Origin of the sequence: Methanobacterium alcaliphilum (assembly GCF_023227715.1) — an archaeon.
GTDB lineage: Archaea > Methanobacteriota > Methanobacteria > Methanobacteriales > Methanobacteriaceae > Methanobacterium_E > Methanobacterium_E alcaliphilum.
The window spans coordinates 105,787-125,700 of the sequence record NZ_JALKIF010000004.1 but is presented as its reverse complement, the minus strand read 5'-3'; the positions used below and the strand labels follow the sequence as shown (position 1 = coordinate 125,700).

The 19,914-nt window shown below is 34.0% G+C and carries 19 protein-coding genes; 8 read left to right on the top strand and 11 right to left on the bottom strand.

Features of this window, described 5'->3' with window-relative positions; all coding sequences use genetic code 11:
* The first annotated feature begins 58 nt into the window (after positions 1–58).
* Positions 59–589, top strand: coding sequence for a hypothetical protein (locus tag MXE27_RS04085; protein WP_248611132.1), 531 nt, complete (start codon positions 59–61; stop codon positions 587–589).
* 43 nt (positions 590–632) lie between these two features.
* Complete coding sequence (gene cobJ / locus MXE27_RS04080) at positions 633–1,700, top strand: precorrin-3B C(17)-methyltransferase (protein ID WP_248611131.1); 1,068 nt, start codon at positions 633–635, stop codon at positions 1,698–1,700.
* Positions 1,701–1,723: 23 nt separating this feature from the next.
* On the opposite strand, the gene MXE27_RS04075 is transcribed toward cobJ, so the two are convergent.
* Both MXE27_RS04075 and MXE27_RS04070 read right to left on the bottom strand, forming a co-directional pair.
* Positions 1,724–2,695 (bottom strand): hypothetical protein, encoded by a 972-nt coding sequence (locus MXE27_RS04075; protein ID WP_248611130.1) that lies wholly within the window; start codon positions 2,693–2,695, stop codon positions 1,724–1,726.
* Between the two features lie 18 nt (positions 2,696–2,713).
* Positions 2,714–3,682, bottom strand: coding sequence for a hypothetical protein (locus tag MXE27_RS04070; protein WP_248611129.1), 969 nt, complete (start codon positions 3,680–3,682; stop codon positions 2,714–2,716).
* Between the two features lie 427 nt (positions 3,683–4,109).
* On the opposite strand from MXE27_RS04070, the gene MXE27_RS04065 reads away from it, so the two are divergent.
* The 4 genes from MXE27_RS04065 (at position 4,110) to amrS (ending at position 7,116) form a co-directional block, all read left to right on the top strand.
* Positions 4,110–4,508: a Zn-ribbon domain-containing OB-fold protein gene (locus tag MXE27_RS04065; RefSeq protein WP_248611128.1), complete on the top strand. Its 399-nt coding sequence runs from the start codon at positions 4,110–4,112 to the stop codon at positions 4,506–4,508.
* Positions 4,480–4,923 carry a sirohydrochlorin nickelochelatase gene (gene cfbA / locus MXE27_RS04060; protein ID WP_248611127.1) on the top strand — a complete coding sequence of 148 codons (444 nt, stop codon included), beginning with the start codon at positions 4,480–4,482 and terminating at the stop codon, positions 4,921–4,923. Before MXE27_RS04065 ends, cfbA begins: the two co-directional genes overlap by 29 nt.
* Before the next feature lie 143 nt (positions 4,924–5,066).
* Positions 5,067–6,134 carry a thiamine-phosphate kinase gene (thiL, locus tag MXE27_RS04055; RefSeq protein ID WP_248611126.1) on the top strand — a complete coding sequence of 356 codons (1,068 nt, stop codon included), beginning with the start codon at positions 5,067–5,069 and terminating at the stop codon, positions 6,132–6,134.
* On the top strand, positions 6,109–7,116 hold the full coding sequence (gene amrS, locus MXE27_RS04050) for an AmmeMemoRadiSam system radical SAM enzyme (protein WP_248611125.1): 1,008 nt from the start codon (positions 6,109–6,111) through the stop codon (positions 7,114–7,116). Before thiL ends, amrS begins: the two co-directional genes overlap by 26 nt.
* A 32-nt stretch (positions 7,117–7,148) precedes the next feature.
* On the opposite strand, the gene MXE27_RS04045 is transcribed toward amrS, so the two are convergent.
* Together MXE27_RS04045 and purE are read right to left on the bottom strand one after the other, a co-directional pair.
* A complete protein-coding gene (locus tag MXE27_RS04045) occupies positions 7,149–8,429 on the bottom strand; it encodes a UbiD family decarboxylase (protein ID WP_248611124.1) in 1,281 nt (426 codons plus the stop codon).
* A gap of 32 nt (positions 8,430–8,461) precedes the next feature.
* On the bottom strand, positions 8,462–9,481 hold the full coding sequence (gene purE / locus MXE27_RS04040; RefSeq protein ID WP_248611123.1) for a 5-(carboxyamino)imidazole ribonucleotide mutase: 1,020 nt from the start codon (positions 9,479–9,481) through the stop codon (positions 8,462–8,464).
* A gap of 322 nt (positions 9,482–9,803) precedes the next feature.
* Here purE and MXE27_RS04035 point away from each other — a divergent pair, with 322 nt between their 5' ends.
* Positions 9,804–11,522 carry a glycosyltransferase gene (locus tag MXE27_RS04035; RefSeq protein WP_248611122.1) on the top strand — a complete coding sequence of 573 codons (1,719 nt, stop codon included), beginning with the start codon at positions 9,804–9,806 and terminating at the stop codon, positions 11,520–11,522.
* A gap of 28 nt (positions 11,523–11,550) precedes the next feature.
* Here the strand turns inward: MXE27_RS04035 and mmp11 are convergent, their stop codons facing one another.
* Complete coding sequence (gene mmp11 / locus MXE27_RS04030; RefSeq protein ID WP_248611121.1) at positions 11,551–12,483, bottom strand: methanogenesis marker protein 11; 933 nt, start codon at positions 12,481–12,483, stop codon at positions 11,551–11,553.
* A gap of 427 nt (positions 12,484–12,910) precedes the next feature.
* Here mmp11 and MXE27_RS04025 point away from each other — a divergent pair, with 427 nt between their 5' ends.
* The gene (locus tag MXE27_RS04025) at positions 12,911–13,489 is read left to right on the top strand and encodes a DUF1847 domain-containing protein (protein ID WP_248611120.1); all 579 of its coding nucleotides are present in this window, start codon (positions 12,911–12,913) and stop codon (positions 13,487–13,489) included.
* A 260-nt stretch (positions 13,490–13,749) separates the two neighbouring features.
* Here the strand turns inward: MXE27_RS04025 and ribH are convergent, their stop codons facing one another.
* The 6 genes from ribH to hacA all read right to left on the bottom strand — a co-directional run bounded on the left by ribH (position 13,750) and on the right by hacA (position 19,531).
* Complete coding sequence (gene ribH / locus MXE27_RS04020; protein WP_248611119.1) at positions 13,750–14,160, bottom strand: 6,7-dimethyl-8-ribityllumazine synthase; 411 nt, start codon at positions 14,158–14,160, stop codon at positions 13,750–13,752.
* A gap of 147 nt (positions 14,161–14,307) precedes the next feature.
* Positions 14,308–15,507 (bottom strand): cysteine desulfurase, encoded by a 1,200-nt coding sequence (locus tag MXE27_RS04015; protein WP_248611118.1) that lies wholly within the window; start codon positions 15,505–15,507, stop codon positions 14,308–14,310.
* 241 nt (positions 15,508–15,748) lie between these two features.
* On the bottom strand, positions 15,749–16,513 hold the full coding sequence (locus MXE27_RS04010; protein WP_248611117.1) for a DUF169 domain-containing protein: 765 nt from the start codon (positions 16,511–16,513) through the stop codon (positions 15,749–15,751).
* 198 nt (positions 16,514–16,711) lie between these two features.
* Positions 16,712–17,701: an isocitrate/isopropylmalate family dehydrogenase gene (locus MXE27_RS04005; RefSeq protein ID WP_248611116.1), complete on the bottom strand. Its 990-nt coding sequence runs from the start codon at positions 17,699–17,701 to the stop codon at positions 16,712–16,714.
* A 48-nt stretch (positions 17,702–17,749) separates the two neighbouring features.
* Positions 17,750–18,232, bottom strand: a complete 483-nt coding sequence (locus tag MXE27_RS04000; RefSeq protein ID WP_248611115.1) for a 3-isopropylmalate dehydratase small subunit — start codon at positions 18,230–18,232, stop codon at positions 17,750–17,752.
* 42 nt (positions 18,233–18,274) lie between these two features.
* On the bottom strand, positions 18,275–19,531 hold the full coding sequence (hacA, locus tag MXE27_RS03995; RefSeq protein WP_248611114.1) for a homoaconitase large subunit: 1,257 nt from the start codon (positions 19,529–19,531) through the stop codon (positions 18,275–18,277).
* Positions 19,532–19,914: the final 383 nt, after the last annotated feature.

Genomic DNA, 19,914 nt, shown 5'->3' with positions numbered 1-19,914 from the left:
TCAATAAAATTTTTATAAAAAATTACTAATACCCATCATAAAATTAAAAGGTGGTCTCTTGTCAAGAATTATTAAATTTATACTTTTCCTGGCGTTTTTCCTCGTTTTTTTTGAAGCAGGATTAATAGCCTCTTATACTATAGTAACATCTGAAGCCCCAGACGTTGAAAAATTGATTGATATGCAAATTGATCGTATATCTGCACTTTTAGCTATTGGTGAAGGTGTGAATGATGTGTTGATAGGATCTCCCGAGTCACTTAATGTAACCAATATGGATCTTGTCGCCGAGTCTTTGAAAAATAAATCAAAATTAAATGGAGTAGATGTGCAGTCTATAAATGTTACCACTTATGGGGATACATCTGAAGAAGTTATAAGTCTAAATATAACTGCTAAAGGCTACAAAGAAACACAATCTGGTGGTAATAAAAGTGGCGGACAGATAGTTATAACTCCAACTGAAAACTATATCATCACAGCATCTGCTTCAGGTAAAAGTAAAAATAATGGTGTAGAAATCGATGTGAATACAATTAAAATTGTTTCAGTAGGCAGACTCTATACTAATAGTACAAGATATACTTAATTCAATTAGATTTAACTATTAACTTTAAAGTGGAAGGTATTTCATGATTAACATTGTGGGCATTGGCCCTTCTAGAAAAGACATTACTATTAGGGCTTTAGAAGCTATAAATGATTCTGAAGTAGTGATTGGCTATAAACTGTACATTGATGCTATTGAAGATTTACTTAAAGGAAAAGAAATAATTAAAAAAGGCATGGGTGATGAGATCGCTAGGGCAGAACTCGCCATTGAGAAACACTTAGAAGGAAAAAATGTAGCTTTAATAAGCTCTGGAGATCCTGGAGTTTTTGGAATGGCCAATGTTTTTTTCCAATTGGTTGCCAAATACAGCGATATTCAGGTAAATGTTGTGCCTGGTGTAACTGCAGCTAATTATGGTGCATCTCTTTTAGGAGCCCCACTTCATGATTTTGCGGTCATAAGTTTGAGCGATATCTTAACTCCTTTATCTGAAATTAAGCGCAAGATCAAACATGCCGCATTAGCAGATATGGTAATAGCACTTTATAATCCTATTTCTAAAACACGAAAGGAACCTTTTAGAGAAGCATACAAGATCCTTTTAGAGAATATAAACCATTCTACTCCAGTAGGCTTAGTCCGTAGTAGTTCTAAGCCTCCAGAAATTACAGTAACGTCATTAGATGAATTGAGTGAAGATCAAATTGACATGTCCACAGTATTAATTATAGGAAATTCCATGACTTATGTGGAAGAAGGTTATATGATTACCCCCAGGGGGTATGTAGTCAGATACCCTATCCATTCAATGGCTCGGGAGTTCTATGAGGATTTCTTTAAAGATAAAACAGTTAAAGGATGCAATGAATCATGTGAATTCTATCCCTGCCACGCACATCCTCAAAACTGCACATTCTGTTACTGCCCATTTTATCCCTGTGGTGATGCTTCAACTGGGGGGCATTGGATACGTGATAAAGGAGTCTGGAGTTGTCAGAACTGTGAATGGATTCATCGTAATGACACAGTTGACTGTATATTGTCTAAATTGCCCGAAATCGCTGAAGATGTTGATGATCTGAAAAAACACAAGAAAAAATTACTTAAACTTAGAAGAGAATGCATAAATAAGACTAATCAAAAGTAATCATTAACAAATATTCTTTTTTATCATTTAATCCAGGCACTTACCACAAAATAACATCTTTGAGGATGTACATAATACTCTTTAATGGCTTCTGGAGATGTATTTTTAGGTGCACTAACAACATATGTACAAATTGATTTTTCAGCATTTTTAACAGATTTAATGTGTAAATAAAGCAAAGTTTGATTCTTGCTATTCATTAAACTACTAATTTTATCATTTAATTTTACAGCAGCACCATTAAATTTATTTTCCTCATTAATTTTGCTATCTACATTATCTAAAATCCAGGATTCTTCATTATTTCCCTGATTTGGTTCCATAATTAAATAATAATCTCTTGAATTAAGGTCTTTTAAGCTCACTTTGAAATTTTTACAAGTCCACATGTAATTTTTTAACTCGAGGGCAGAGGCATGTTCGCGATGGCTGCAAATTTCTTGATGATTTTTTGAGTTATTATCCAGGTTAACTTGAAGTATGCAGTTCATATATTGAAAATCACATGTAACTGTACGGTTAACTAAGACTATTTCCTGTGAATTAGGAGGAATAGTATTATTTTTTATTGAAATAGGCTGAATATTCTTGTTTAAAGGATAAATCACTATATTTGATTCAATGTATTCGGGGAAGATGTTTTCCTGCACCATATATTTTTTTAAAGCAATAATTTTTTTCAAAGACAGCACCCCACTGACTTTTACCTCATCGTCTGCTATTTCTGCTAAGCCAGGGGATACAATACTAAAATCATTAGATTCTTCCCAGTTAACTGGAGTTCCCGGAGTTTTTATCAGAATATCTGTAGTATCTATAACTATTTTTTCAAACCCTGAGCGAAAAACATGGTCCTGCATATTACTACTAGTTATATCCATTAAATCAGCACTACCTCCAATAATGACCAGAATTATTATTAAAGAAAAAAGTAAATCAGTGGAAAATAGAAGACCTCTGGAATCCTTTTTAAGATTAATAAAAATATTTTTCATTGAAATCCTCTTAAATGATTAATCTTTAATTTTATTAAGAATACCATATTTTGACTGATGGCCATTTTCAAGAAACAAAACGTATTCACTCTCATTTTCTTGGAAATAATTAATCAATTTGCCTGGATAATTTGTTTCTCCAAAAATAACGTGATCAATACAGCAGGATGCATTATTAATAGAGTTTAAATTTGATGAATTAAGGGGAGGGGGTAGAATGAATGTTTCGATTCCATAGTGAGAACAGCTCCCTTTCCCTTCCAACCTACACAAATAACAAGATCCATCATTACTTTCATGGAAAAATCCATTATCCAAGCAATTTTTCAAATTATTTAGATTTCCATGGGTGCTGTATGGTTCGTAGGGACATTTTTTTATAATAAGTGGAGATGTAGCATTTTGATAATAAATAGAACTATTTAATCCTTTATTTTTTAGATAATTTGCTAGAATATCACCATAGTTGATAGTATGCCCTTTAGAAGTAATAGTTCCATAATTTTTACATTTAATAAATGGTAACGGATCGTTAAGACCCTGAATTGAGATTAATTGTGAGAAGTTTTCATGGTGAATTACGTGACCTTGTGTTATCCACAAACTGCTGTTTACTTCAATATAGAATGGATCGTCAGAATACGATTGAATTGATTTAACCACATATGATGTGTTAAATTTATCATAATTTTTTGTAAAATTATGGGTCTTATATTCTAACTCTGCTTTGATGATTTGTGAGCTATTATTAATTGTTTTATTATTTTCTATTACTTCTAGGGATTTATTTTCTATTATTTGACGTGTAAAGATAGGAATATTTCTTTTAATGTCTTTAAATGTGTATGAAATTGAATCTGATTCAATGGACTGGTAATTAATTATATTTTCTTCGTGAAATAGATCCAATAAACTTATACAGATAAATATTACTGGAATCATTATTAAAAAAGTCGTAGCGCCAATAATGTAACCTTTCTGATCCATGATAACCACCTTAATTAATACCTAAAAATATAATAATAATACTATCATATAAGTATTACTATAACTATTTTTAATAATAAATATATATGGGGGTAATTAAGATTTTAATTAATTTTTAAATGGATAATATACTAAATTTTAGAAAAATAAATTATTATTAACTTAATATTAATATTAAAATACTTTAAATTCAAATAATTAGTGATTAAAGAATTATAATAGAATTTTTTTAAGGGAGATGGTAATAATACCAAAGGGTTTAATTACCATGAATTCAAAGATAAAATGAGTATTTAGAGATAAATATTTCTAGGAGTTCCTTGGAATTTATAAACATAATTAATGAATTATTAATTATTTTGACAGATTTTTTAGCAATGACTTTATAAATAAAATGTATTTATCTAATTGAATTTGGAGGATTAATATGTCAGACACTGTAAGAGCATGGCGTCATATTCCACAACGTTACAATCTCATAGGTTCTAAATGTGCACAGTGTGGTAAAGTTTTCTTTCCCAGCCGCATAATTTGCCCTGAATGCAGAAGAAAGGGCCAACTAGAAGATATAAAACTAAGTGGAAAAGGAAAAATATACACTTACTCCGTTATTAACACACCCACTGATGAATTTAAGGAAATAGCTCCTTATGTAGTGGCCATCGTTGAATTAGAAGAAGGAGCAAAAGTAACCACTCAGGTAGTGGATTGCAGCCCTGAAGATGTCCAAATTGGCGATGATGTGGAAATGGTATTTAGAAGAATCAGAGAACAAGGTGACGATGGAGTGATATCCTATGGATTCAAGTTTAAACTCAAAAAATAAAATTGGCGTACTATTAGTAGGACATGGAAGCAGATTACCCTATGGTGAAGAAGTAATTAATCAAATTGCTGAAATATACCGGCAAAAAGCGGATTATCCAATTATGGTAGGTTTTATGAATATGAATAAACCATCCATACCTAAGGCCATTAATGAACTATCCAAAAATGGAGTAGAAAAAATTATCGTAACTCCTGTATTCCTGGCTCATGGAGTCCACACTAAACAGGATATACCCCATATACTTGGCCTGGATAATGGTTCAGAACACGGGCATGGCCATGATCATAGTCACCATGATGAAGAAGATGAAGAAATCCAATTTGATGGAGAAATCATATACACCGAGCCATTAGGTGCAGATTCCAGGCTGGTGGAAATAATTAAAGACAGGGTAAATACTGCCCTGAACTAAATTCTTTTTCATTAAAAATTATAAATCTTTTTTTCCATTTGATAGTTAATTTTCATTTATTTTTAATTATACTCATTAAAAACGCATTTTTTTAAATTTAAGAATCAAAAATTATATTTTAAATAAACAATAAACTAATCGTAATGTTTAAAAAACTTTTAGTTTCTGATTTTGGCGAAAAAAAGCTAATTAATAGGATAATAGAGAAAACCAATCTTTTTCAAAAAGATTATTTTAAAACTCATCCTCAGATTAAAGAAAGCTTAGGAGATGACGCGGCACTAATAGATTTGGGTACCAGTTATTTAGCAGCCACCTCCGATATGTTGATGGAGGATACTCATTTCCCACATCAAATGACTGCTGGACAAAGAGGATGGAAGACTGTGACGGTTAATGTCAGCGACCTGGCGGCTATGGGTGCCCAGCCCAAGGGTATAATAATTTCTATGGGCCTTCCGGTGGATATGGAACTCGAGTTTTTCGATGATCTAATCAATGGTATACTGGAGGCCTGTCAGTACTATCATATTCCACTCATTGGAGGCGATACCAATGAATCTCCTCAACTTGTTTTAAGTGGAAATGCAATGGGTGAAGTTAGTAAAAAAACAGTATTGATGAAATCAGGAGCGGAACCCGGAGATTTAATTTTGGTAACGGGGGCCCTTGGAATGGCAGCAGCAGGATTTGAGATCCTATTATCTGATTTCTCGGATAAAAAAATTGAAACTGAAATTGGACATGAAACTATAAACAAAGTAATAAACTATGCCTTAAATCCTCGTGCTAGGTTAAAAGAAGGGATATCTGTAGCCGAAGCAGGGATTTTAAAAGTTGCTACAGATATAACTGATGGCCTAGCTAGTGAACTATGGGAATTAATGCAGGCAGCAAATGAGCCTATAGGTATGAGAATATATGAAGATAAGATCCCTATACCTCCTGAAGTAGTAACTGTAGGACAATATTTCAATAAAAAACCCCTTGAAATGGCATTATATTATGGTGAAGACTTTGAACTACTTCTGATATCAAAAAAAGAGGCATTAAAAGAACTTGAAAAAATAACTGAATTTTATGTGGTAGGTGAAGTAACTAGTGGTGAGGTTATGGAGATAATAGATAAACAAGGAAAAACAAATATTTTACCACCAGGAGGCTACCAGCACCTGGGGGGTCGCAATGAAAAAGGAAGCAATTCTTTATGAAAAAAGTAATGGAAAAACCCACTGCAATGTATGTCGGCGTAACTGCCTTATTCTACCAAAAAATAGGGGATTTTGCTTAACTCGAGAAAATCAAGATGGAAAATTATATTCTTTAATTTATGCATCAGTATCTTCTTCTGCAGTAGATCCTATTGAAAAGAAACCTTTATTTCATTTTCATCCCAGCACTTTAGTTTATTCACTGGGCACAGTAGGATGTAATTTAACTTGTAAGTACTGCCAAAATTGGAGCATATCTCAAGCTCAAATCGATAATCATTCCACACAAGAAATACTGCCCGAGGAGTCAGTAAATCTTGCTAAAAAATATAACTGTAAATCAATAGCCTGGACATATAATGAACCAACAATGTGGTTGGAATATACAATTGACTCTGCAAAATTGGCTCATAAAAATAATATTAAGACTGTTTACGTTACCAATGGATATATGAGTGAAGAAGCTTTGGAAAATATTGGGCCTCATTTAGATGCAGCTAATGTGGATTTAAAGGGCATGTCCGATGGATTTTATCAGCAGTTATGCAATGCCCACCTGCAACCTGTTCTGGAAAACATATTATGGATGCGTGAGAAAGGAATACATTTAGAAATCACAAATTTAATTATTCCAGGATATAATGATTCTGAAGAAAATCTAAAGGATTTAATACGCTTTGTAGCCGAGGAAGTAGGGATTGATGTTCCAATGCACTTCACAAGATTCTTCCCTTATTATAAAATGCAAAATGTGTCTCCTACCCCTATTGAAACACTAAATAAAGCAAGGCAAATGGCTTTAGATGCAGGTCTGCGTTATGTTTATGTTGGAAATGCACCGGGATTAGATGGTGAAAATACTTACTGTTATGGCTGTGGAAAATTACTAATTCCTCGAGACGGTTATGGGATAGGTAAGATTCAAATCGATAAAAACAAGAAATGTCCTGATTGTGGGGCTGAAATTGATATTGAAATTTAATTCCCTATACTCCCCATAAATAAGAAAGAGGTTTATTCAGATAAACTAACTCTTTCAAATTTGTCTTTTTTATTGAGCTCTTTGGTGGCATCAACCCCTACTTTGGTTGTTGTCCCGTCAGGTAGGGCGGAGGGGTCAAGGGATGATCCTCTAGCTTTAGGAATAATCATTATATCATCATCACCTTTTACCCTGCTTGCAATAGCATACTCTAAATCTTCTGGATTGAAGAGATCAATATCTTCATCAACCACTACGACATGTTTTAGAGAAGGATGTGCGGCCAGAGCAGCCATCATAACATTTTTACCATCACCTTGAGTCTGTTTTTTGATGGATACTGCGGCATGGAGCCAGCAACAACCACCCTCAGTTAAAACAACATTTTGCACGGTGGGTACTGTATTTTGGACAGCTTGATATATTCTGGGTTCTTGAGGAAGACCCTGTAATAGTCGATGTTCAAATCCGGCAGGGAGAATGGCATGATACATAGCATCTTCTTTTAGATGCATCTTTTCCAACTGAATCACAGGTTCCTGGCGGACAACGTCATAAGTATCAGTTAAATCAACAAAAGGCCCCTCACTGGCTCGTTCGTTAGCTAATATTTTTCCTTCTAAAATTATTTCCGATTCTGGAACTTCTAAATCGACAGTTTCACATTTAATTAGTTTCATGTTCCCTTCATGGAAATTATTAGCTACTTCCATTTCATTAGCGGTAATTGGAATAGATGTAGTTGTAGCCAGTAATGTGGCGGGATTCATTCCAATAGCTATCGCTATATCCAAGTCCTTTCCTTGAGCTTCAGCCATCTGATGATACGTGTAAAGGTGGCGAGGAACAATCCTTACAGTAAGTTGATCCTCACTAAGAACTAACATCCGGTGTATTGATGCGTTAGGGGTTCCATCTTCTGGATTTTTTGCAATGATCACTCCTGAAGTTATGTATGATCCACCATCTCTCTGGTAGTGGGTAAGTACTGGTAATTTTGATAGATCTGCCTGCGAGGTATTATAATTTTTGGAAATATTTTCAATATTTTTAATGGGATGCGGCTTATTCATACCTTCAATAATTTTGTGAGTAATATTTGGCACGTCTGTTTTTAATGCTGTCGCGATTTTGGCTCGGGTATTGCAGATTCCGGAAATTACAGGAATATTAGATTCAGCGATATTTTCTAAGATAACGGTTTCTTTGGGATACTTTCTGAAAATTTTAGCCGCTTCAAATGTTGTTGAAACTTCTTTATCAATTCTAATAACTCCAAACTCATCTTCTATAATTTTTAAAAATTCTTTCATGTAATTACCCCTTTAGAATTAGGCACGGGTTTTCATTTAATATCTGCAGATTTGCTTTTTAATCTTTTAACACGATTTTCTATGGTTTTATTAGATATTCCTAACATTTCAGCGGCTAAAACTGCTGCATTACCCCCATTAGCCACACCAACTGTTCCTACAGGTACACCTGGGGGCATGTTTACCATTGATAACAATGCATCCATACCTCCCATGCGCATGGGGCATGGAACTCCAATTACCGGCTTTTCACTTAAAGCTACTACTGCTCCAGTAACATGAGCAGAAAGACCACTAATTGCAATGAATAGTTTTACATCTCTCATCCGGGCCATGTATTTTTCAAAACGATCTGGATATCGTATTGGAGATATAACATTCATATCATAGGATATTCCCATCCTTTCCAGGAACATGGTTGTTTTTTTAGCAATTTTCATATCTGAATAACTGCCAGGTATAACTGCTATTAATGGGGAATCATCACTTTCTTGAGATGAAGATGAGAATATATCATCATCAAGTTTTGGAAACTCAATTTTTTCAGGGGCATAAAAATTACCCTCAATATTGTTTAATAATTGATATTCGTCTCTTTGAACTTTATCATAGAATCCTTGTCTGAGGGCTGAAACTTTTTTTCTAACCTCTTCGTCATGAATAGCAATAATTTGAGCAGCCAGCAGTGCTCCATTTTCTCCCCTATCTATTCCTACTGTTGCCACAGGGGCGGGGAAAGGCATTTGTGAAGAGGCAAAGAGAGCATCTAATCCTCCTATCTTTACATCTACTGGAACACCTACTACTGGGCGATGTGTATTAGCAGCAATCATTCCTGGCAGGTGTGCAGATAGGCCTGCAATTCCTATAAATACTTTCACTCCTCTTTTTGTGGATTCAAGCACAATTTGCTTCACTTTTTCATGAGTACGGTGAGCAGAAGCTACTCTAATATCATAAGCTATTTCAAGCTGTTCAAAAATTTCTATAGCTTTCTCTGCGATTTTATAATCCGAGGCACTTCCCAGTAATATCATCACTTTTGGTTGCATAACAATTATCCACCTATTTGAAAATTACAATATTCTAGCTCCATGGCATTGACTTGGATATTAGTTTCGGTTATTAAACTTTCAATCATTGAATGTATTTATATTGCAACACCTTATTTAAGTAAGTGGAATTAAGATGAATAAGAAGAATAAGTTATGTGCAGTATTAAACTAACTGTATCTACTATTACTTTCAATAATAAAATTTATTTAATGATTTATTTACAGGGGATAATTGGAAACATTAATTTAAGTTAAGGATTAAAAATCCATTAAAATTCTAATTATCAAATTCAAGCTTTTCATGGTTGAGGTGCAAAATTTGTCTTGTTTAATTTTAATAATAGTATTTTTGCTAATGGCTGCAAAAAATAATGGTAAATCTGGAATACTAGTTTCAGTTGTTATTCCAGCTTACAATGAGGAAAATACAGTTGCTAATGTGGTTAAAATAGCAATGTCTTCTAAGTATGTTCATGAAGTACTGGTGGTAGACGATGGTTCTACAGATAATACTTATGAAGTGGCTAAAGTGGCGGGTGCCAGCATAATCAGGCATACTAATAATCATGGAAAAGGTGCAGCATTAAAAACTGGATTTAAGCATTCTAAAGGGGATATTATTGCTTTTATAGATGCGGATTTAAAGGATTTATCCACTAAACAAGTTGAAAACATCATTCGACCAATTATAGAAGGAAAAGCAGATATAACCAAAACTAAATTTAAAAGAGAAGCAGGAAGAGTCACGGAATTAACCGCAAAACCATTATTAGACTTTTTCTTTCCTGAAATAAAATTTGACCAACCTTTGAGCGGACAATTCGCTGCTAAAAGAACTGCTCTTACTAAAATACGATTTGAAGAAGATTATGGTGTTGATGTGGGTATAGTTCTGGATGCTGATGTTTTAGGTCTAAATATTAGAGAAGTTGATATTGGAGAAATCCAACACCAAATGTCCACGCTATCTGATTTAAATTTAGTGGCAAATGAAGTTGTACGTACTATTGTAGATCGCGCAATTGAGTATGGTCGAGTAACTATGATGGATTCTATGGGAAAATCTATTAGGATGGGTATTTTAGGTTTATCTCTAGCATCTCTTGGAGTTTTTGGAGTATTTTTTATAAGATTTGTCCCATCAACCCTCTGGATAATCGTATCTATTATTGGGATGATAATGGCTGTTTATTATATATTAAAGTTAATAAAGCGCTCTTATCATGTTTTATTACGTCAAGAAGGACGTATTCAGTCTGTAAAATCCTTTACTTATATGCACTTTCCGATTTTAGTTTCAGGGCTTATATTGATTGCCATGCTTTCTACGCTTTTAGGAGCAGTCCATGTTGATGAGGGAAAAATATCAATAGAACCCAATTCGGGGAATCTTATTATTTGGAAAAGCAATACCGAAAATCGAACATTTGATGTAAGGGGGCCTTATGAAGTGGACAGTGCTTTAGAAAATGAAAATACATTGATACGTATATCTAAAGAGGCTTTAGATACTCTAGGCTTACAATATGGTGATAAAGTATATATTCATTCTGAGAGCTATACTTTAAATGAAACACGTCCCGGCGAAACTAACATACTACGAATTCCGCTAGATGCTAGAAAAAGTCTTGATATAAGTATTGGTGAAGTAATACAAGATAGTAATCTTCGAAAAATATTCAATGGAATATATGCTCAGAAAAACTTAGCTTTGCTGGAAAATATAACCAATGTCACGATTTTAAATGGATACTCTATTCAAAATGATGTTGAAAAATCATATATGGTTGATATTTTTTTAGATAAAAAGAAAGTATCTACAACTAATGGGATATTCAAAAAAGGAGCTTACAGCATATATGTGGATGGGGAAAAAGTCAAAACCATTCAAATAGGGGATAAGGTAATTAAAGATGATTATTATATTTATTGGGAAAATCACATCATTAAAATACAGATAGGAAATGAATCCACTTCAGATATGAGATTCATTCCTGCGGAAGAAGGTCGATTTTTAAGCATAAGATTTGAAGAGTAGATTTAATTTAATAAAAATAAAAAAATAATTAATAGTATACTTTAACGGCTTCATCCACATCATCATACAATCCTAAAGCAGCTAAAGCCCCTATTTTACCTTGGGAACCAGTAACTTCTATTAATTCTACCCCCACTTTTCGAGCAATTTCTTCAGCTTCTTCAACACTTATCATGGATTTTTTCGCTCTTTCAGCATACGCTTTCAGTTCTGGAGGAATTTTAAGTCCGTCAAGTACGGCTATGGATGTTTTTTCAGATAAAGTATTTTCTTTTAAAATTTTGCGAGCTTTTTCCACTATTTTATCTCTCTCACCAGGGTTAATAGCAAATGTAAGGGCTATTGAAACGCAGTTTTGAGTTTTATGGGGGTTGTGTGGGTAGAGTTGGACTATCAAATGGTCTAAATATTGGAACCCCTGTTTTGCTAGTTCCATCCCCATATTATGGGCCATGGTCCAGGTGGCTCCTTCGTCTTTTGTATCAGTGTCGTCCACACCCAGAACTAACTTTTCCATTTTTGGAGTAACTACGGCAGCTTTTCCAAGCTTTGAACCACCACCTACATCATATAGTTCTACTCTTTTAACACCCTGCGCCATTCCTCTACACATGGCCGCTCCCACTCCAGCACCTGCCAAACCAGCATGCACTACTTTAACCTCGTCATTTTCCACAGAAACTTCTTCAATTCCCGCGGCATTTATACTCGCTTTAAGTTCTAAGGGAATTTTACCCACTTTAGTTAAGAACACGTGTTTGTTACCATCTCTATATGATTTCAAAATCAATTCGCTGGTTCGCTGGTATTGATGAACTATCCAGTGAGACCCAGATAAGCAAGGATGATATTCTACAATTTCCACCAGATCACCGTCTACCATTGTTAATACTTTTTGATAGGGGGCGATCCATGGATCGTCGAATTTTTCTTTTAAGTCTTTAGGAGTTAGAATTTCCATGGTGATCCCTTAATTTTGAATTTATTAAATATTAATTTCTTTTATTAGTTTATTCTAATAATTAATTTAACTGTTAGAAATAAATCTATATTTTATAAAATTTTGATTTTCAAGTGTAACATATCCATACACAAACATTAGGTATTGGAGATCATTATTTAATTTTGAGTGCTAAAGCAGTAAAATCAGGTAATTTCAAGGTTGAATCATCTATTAAAACATCAACTTAGAAAAATAATATTTTTTTCTTTTATTTTTTAATTCTAATAATTAATTAATCGTGGGATATTACCCCTTTTAGAATATATGAAATCAATATATGACTAATGTATTATATCTAATATGAAGGAAAATTACATGGTCATAGATCAAATATTATCACGAACTTTAAATTTTACAACTTTAATTAATTAAAAAGTGATTTATCATGAAATGCGCATCTTGCACAGAAAAAAGCTGTCGATTTGATAAAGATTGTACTAATATCAAAGAAAAAGTAAGAAATAGTTATACTAATGATGAAATAGGTCTAATGAAAGCTGCAGGGGAAGTTGAAGCCAGATATTATATGCAGAAAACTCGCATCGAAGAGATCATCATTTTCTCTAAAAAAATGAATTATAAAAAATTGGGGCTGGCTTTTTGCGTAGGCTTGGAAAGAGAAACCTATAAAATTAATAAAATCCTTGAAAAACATTTTAAAGTTTATTCTGTCTGTTGCAAGGTCTGTGGCATAGATAAAGATGAATATGATATTGATAAAATCCAGAGAGGTTCTTGGGAATCATTGTGCAATCCATTAGCTCAAGCCGAAATATTAAACAAAAAAGATACAGATATTAATATTGCTATTGGGATTTGTTTAGGTCATGATATGTTATTTTCAAAACATTCTCGTGCTCCCGTGACTACTTTAATTGTAAAAGATAGGGTATTGGCCCATAATCCTGCAGGGGCAATTTATTCTAAATATTATATGAATAAAATCTTGAATTCTGATTTATAAATTTATTATTCAGTTTTCATCCATATAGTTTCACTTGAAATTGATGTCAGTAATTGAAAATAAATATTACAATTTGAAAAACAAATAAATAATTTTCAATTTATTACTATTAAATTATATTTTTGTTCAAAAATTAGCAATAAAATGCGGGTCTAAACAGCAAATTTTCAGAATATTTGTTATAAAAATTAAAAAAATTCAAATTCAGTTAATAAAATTTCAAAAATTATCTAAATAATAAAATATTAAAATAAGAAAACTTATTTTAATCGATTGTACATTTTAACAGCAGCTTCTACTGCACGTTTACCGTAATCTACTCTTTGATGAGCTTCTATACGGGTCATGCCGGGGCCAGATATTCCTAAAGCTACTGGTTTGTCGTAATCTAATGCTAAATCGGCGATTTTACGTGAGGCGTGTTGTACCACAATCTGGTCATGGTCTGTTGCACCTTCGATTACAGCTCCTAATGTGATAACTGCATCTATGTCATCTTGTTTCAGTAGTTTCTTAATAGCCAGGGGCATATCAAAAACTCCGGGAACAGTAATTACTTCTGTTATCTCTGAATCTAAAAACTTAGCATGTTCTTTTGCTATTTCCAGCATCATATGGGTTATATCATAATTAAATTCAGCCACGACGGCCCCTATTCTCACATTAACCATTATTTGCCTCCAATAAGTTATATAATTATCATATTAATTAATTATTCGCTGAGTTTAGATAAATTATAATATCAGAACATAAGCTACGGTACTTACAACCATAATGAATATTAATAAAAGGGCTATTGCTTGTGCTTTTTCCATGTTTTACACTCCAAATGTTTTTGCGATATCTTCCACGGTTTCTACTAATGCTTGAATATCTTCAGAAGTATTATAGTAATGTATTGATGCACGCACAGTTCCTCCTAACTCATGTACACCCATATGTTTCATGGAAGGGATGGCGCAGTGGTGACCACTTCTTACACATATTTTTCTGACCTCATCAAGTATTTTAGCCACATCGTGAGGATGTATATTATTTATGTTGAAGGATACGATACCATAAATATTTTGGGGATCACCATAACAGGTTACATTTTCCACATTAGAAAGCCCCTGATAAAGTTCTTTTGTTAGTTTCAAACCATGCTTTTCTACTTTTTTCAAACCAATATTCTGTATATAATCAACAGACGCCCCTAAACCAATATAACCTGCAATATTACTGGTACCTCCTTCAAAACGTGCAGGAATACTTTCTAACTGGTAATTATTTTCATCAACATCAAGTACAGTTCCCCCACCTAAATCACTAACTTCTAATTTTTCCGCGTCTTCATATTTACAATAAAGAAATCCTGTTCCTACAGGTCCTAATGTTCCTTTGTGTCCTGGAAATGCAATAAAATTGGCCTTCATTTTCTTCACATTAGTTTCCATATGACCAACGGATTGAGCGGCATCAATCATATACAAGGATTCATTTTCTTCCGCAATCTTTCCTATTTCATAAATATCCTGTAATGATCCAAAAGCATTAGATACATGGGTAATTGTTATTAAACGTGTAGTATCATCTATAGATTCTACTAATTGTTCGGGATTTATAATGCCATTTTTATCTGCCTTTATAACTTTTACATTTACTCCTTTTTCCTTAAGCCTTAACCAGGGTAAGAAATTAGAGTGATGTTCTATATTGGGAACTAATATGGAGTCTCCTTTTTCCCAATTTAGGCCATGGGCCACTATATTTATGGCTTCGGTAGTGTTTTTTGTAAATATTATTTCTTCTGGTGGAGCATTAACAAAACCGGCTACTTTTTGCCGTGCTTCCTGCATTTTCTGGGTGGTTTTTATAGCCAGAGAATATGCACCTCTACCAGTATTAGTATTGTAATTGTAAAAATAATCACACATAGCATCTACGACTGGTTGGGGGGTAGGCCCAGTACTCGCAGCATCTAGATAAATGACTTCTTCCAGTATAGGTATGTCTGATCTTACATCTGCACTTTCCATTGTACTTCTCCTAATGTTTGAGGGAATGATTTTAATTATTAATAATATTTATATGATTTTCATTTGCTTCTTTTTGTATATTTTTTTATAATATCTATGGGAATTTGATCACTTTATAGAAATCAACTTATATTTAAACCCCTTTATATAATTAACAATTGTTATTTATTTTACTTTAAAAAAATTAATTGATTAAATACATCTTATTTTTGAATATATTCCAACACTATAATTAGGGCATTTAATCAATTATATGCTCCCTTTGTTTTGGATACGCTATATTGGGTCGTTTATTAACGAAAGAATTTTCTAAATCTTCATTTATTTTTATTGCCATGTCTAGGGGAATTCCCATAGCCATGTAGTCAGCTGGGAACCATGAATTTCCAGTGGGATCAACTGGCCCAACAAATACCATTCCTTTAGGAGTATTTTCAGCCATTCTAGCGGGATATGTTACAAGAGTAGCACAAGCTGGCCCCATGGGCATACTGATGACATTAAATGGATTAATGCTTCTAAAATGTATAAGGCTGCTTAAATTCCGGATAGATTCCCCATTACCAAAACAAACAAAAGACTTTATATCTGAATCAGCGGATAGGTCAGAAACTTTACTTATTACTAAGTATTTACCTGGGGTGTTAATTTCACCAAGATATTCTTTCCACTTTTCAAAAATTTCAGGACTTGCTTTTAGATATTCGGCTTCACCTTTTCTGAATTTATCATGTCCCGTTGACACAAAGTATTTAATGTATTTATTAGGTTCAACAAACCCAAGCCAACTCATTGCCCCTAAACAACATCCCTTCAAAGAATCTTTTCCTATATAAAGAGCAGGAATATTATCATCTAATGCTGCCATTAATATCCCTTTAGCCACACAAGTATCAATAGAACACATGGGAACTGCCCCTGCAGGGATTTCATCAGCACCATATACTGTTAATGGATTCACATTTAAATTCCCGGCACGAATAAGGCTTTCCTCAATATTTTTCATTTTATTTTTTGAGATTTTACCACCTGCTATATTATGTTCAGATAATGGAAATTCGGACTATGATTAAAATTTTTAATTATTCCATATTAATAATTGCGGAATCGGCTAGAATAATAATAAAAAATAAGGATTTATAAAATTTGAGAATTTTTAAAAAAACAAAAAATAGAAACAAAAAATAAGTAATTAAAGAAGAGATTAAGACTCTTCTAATACTCTTCGAACTTCAGCAGCCATTTCCATGGTCGAAGCGTCACCACCAAGGTCTTTAGTCACTACTTTTCCTTCTGAAAGTACTTTTACAATAGCTTTTTCCATTCTTCTAGCTTCTTCAGATTCATCTAAGTAATCCAACATTAAAACCGCAGATAGCATCATGGCTGCAGGATTTGCAGTTCCTTTACCTGCATGGCTTGGTGCAGAACCATGCACGGGCTCAAATAATCCTTGTTTATCTCCTATATTGGCAGAAGGTATAAGGCCTAATCCTCCTACAAGTCCTGCTCCTTCATCAGATAATATATCTCCAAAGAGATTTGTGGTAACTACCACATCGAACATTTCCGGCTTGGTGATGAAATACATGGCAGTAGCGTCTACATAGAAATCATTAGATTCTAGTTCTGGAAATTCCTCAGATACTTTATAAAATGATTCTTTGAATACTCCGTCGGTTTTTTTAAGAACGTTAGCTTTATGAACTGCAGTCACTGTTTTACGGCCTGTTTTTTTGGCATATTCAAATCCAAAACGAGATATGCGTTCGGAAGCTTTTTTCGTGATGACTCGGGTGGCGGTTGCACCTTCTTCGGTTTCATTTTCCAGTCCAATGTACATACCCTCTGTATTTTCCCTTACAATAACAAAGTCCAGGTTATCAAATATGCTCTTGGTCCCAGGATATGATTTCACAGGACGTAAGTTAACATAAAGATCTAGTTCCTGTCTTAATTTAACAATCACGTCTGCAGCTGATTCTCCTGCTGCTCCAAATAGACAGGCTTGGGAATTTTTAACAATATCAATTGTTTCTTGGGGTAAGGGTACACCACTTACTTCAGCGTATTCATCCCCTGCTTCGGCAAATTCATAATCAAAATCCACGTTGACTGCTTCTAAAACGTGGAGCGTAGCTTCCATAACTTCTTTTCCTATTCCATCTCCAGGAATAACAGATATTTTATACATATTAACACCTATAATTTAATAAAATTTTTGAAATTTAATTTCATTTGTTTATTCCATTTCTCTTACATAAGAGATTAAACCGCCCTTATTAAGAATTTCAAGCATAAATTCAGGGAGTTTTTTGAATTCGAATTCTTCGCCAGTTTCTAATTTGCGTATTACTCCTTTTTCCATATCCACTTCGATTTCATCTCCTGTTTCTAAATGATTTGATATTCCAGGAGCTTCTAAAAGAGGAATTCCTACATTTATGGAGTTACGATAGAATATACGGGCAAATGATTCTGCTATAACTGCAGAAATTCCAGCTCCCTGTAATGCTAATGGTGCGTGTTCTCTAGAGGATCCACAACCAAAGTTCTTTCCACCGACAATAAAATCTCCATCATCAACTTTTTGGTGAAATTCAGGATCTAATCCTTCCATTACATGCTGAGCCAGGTCTTCAGGATCTCTCATAACCAGGTATCGGCCGGGGATGATTATGTCCGTGTCAATGTCATCTCCAAATTTCCATACATTTCCTTTCATTTTAAGCACCTTTATTTCCCTTTTGTAAATTTCATATTAAATCTAATAACCTCTTGGATCGGTGATTTTTCCTGTAATTGCAGAAGCAGCAGCTACTGCGGCTGAAGAAAGGTACACCTCAGCATCAGGACTGCCCTGTCTACCTCGGAAGTTCCGGTTAGATGTGGATAAACTCACTTCCCCCGGCCCAAGCAGCCCTACATGCCCTCCAAGGCAAGGCCCGCAGCAGGGATTACATACTAATGCTCCAGCATCTACAAATGTGTTCATTAACCCTTCATTCAGTGCTTTACTGTACACTTCTCGAGAAGCAGGTATAACTAACATTCTAACTCCTTTTGCAACTTGTTTTCCTTTTAATATGCGTGCAGCGGTTCTTAAATCACTAATCCGTCCGTTGGTACAGGACCCCAGGAAAATTTGGTCTATTTCAATACCATCCACTTCGCTAACGGGTTTAACATTATCTACATTGTGGGGACAAGCTATTTGAGGTTCTAAATCATTGACATTTATTTCAACTGTTTCAAGGGATGCAGCATCCATATCTGTTTTCATAGTGTGGTACTGTTTGGTTGAATGATTAGCAACGTATTTCAGGGTTTTAGCATCGGGCTCTACCAGTCCAGTTTTCCCACCCATTTCAATGGCCATGTTACAGAGCACCATTCGATCAGATATAGTTAAATTGGATACAGTTTCTCCTGCAAATTCGCATGCTTTGTAAGTAGCTCCATCTGCCCCTACCTGACCGATTATATTAAGCACTAAATCTTTTGCATATACATGGGCTCCTAACTTCCCTTCAATTTCGAATCGAATTGTTTCAGGTACTTTAAACCATAATTGTCCGGTGGAAAATACCATGGCCATATCTGTTGATCCAATTCCAGTGGAAAATGCCCCTAAAGCTCCATGGGTACAGGTATGTGAATCAGTTCCTACTACTACTTCTCCTGGAACAATGTGCCCTTTTTCAGGCAGCACTTGGTGACAAACACCTTCTTGAACATCGTAAAAATTAGTTATTTTCTGTTCTTCTACAAAATTTCTCATAATTAGGTGATTATTTGCAGCATCAATGGAATCTGCAGGTACTTGATGGTCAAAAATCACCACTACTTTTTCTGGATCCCAAACATTTTTGGTTCCTATCTTTTCAAAAGACTCTACCGATAGTGGTCCGGTGAGGTCGTGGGTCATGGCCACGTCAATATTGGCCATAACTATTTTTCCAGCTTCAGACTCTTTTTTACCAGCAGCTTTAGCTAGTATTTTTTCTGCCATGGTCATAGACATGTTAAATCCTCCTTATTTTCTTTTTAGCTTTTAGAGCTATTTTTTATTTTATTATTTTAACAATTCTGGATTATTATAAAAGTGTAAATCAAATAAAAAAACGTTAAATTTGCCATAAGGCTTTATAAACACTTACAAAATTAGAAAATAGTTTCCCAACTGCAAAATTCCAGCAATATCCATTGAAATGGAATTCAAAGTCATAAGATGGGTGTTTTTAGTTATCATTGTGAAAAATTTTTATTAAATATAGTTTTTATTAAATCTTTGTTTATTAATTCTTATTAACCCTATATAAATAAATGCTTTGAAATTGCTGTGCACTGGTTTATTGATGCACGGATCTGTTCATTTTAAAAAAATTTATATATTAGTATTATAAT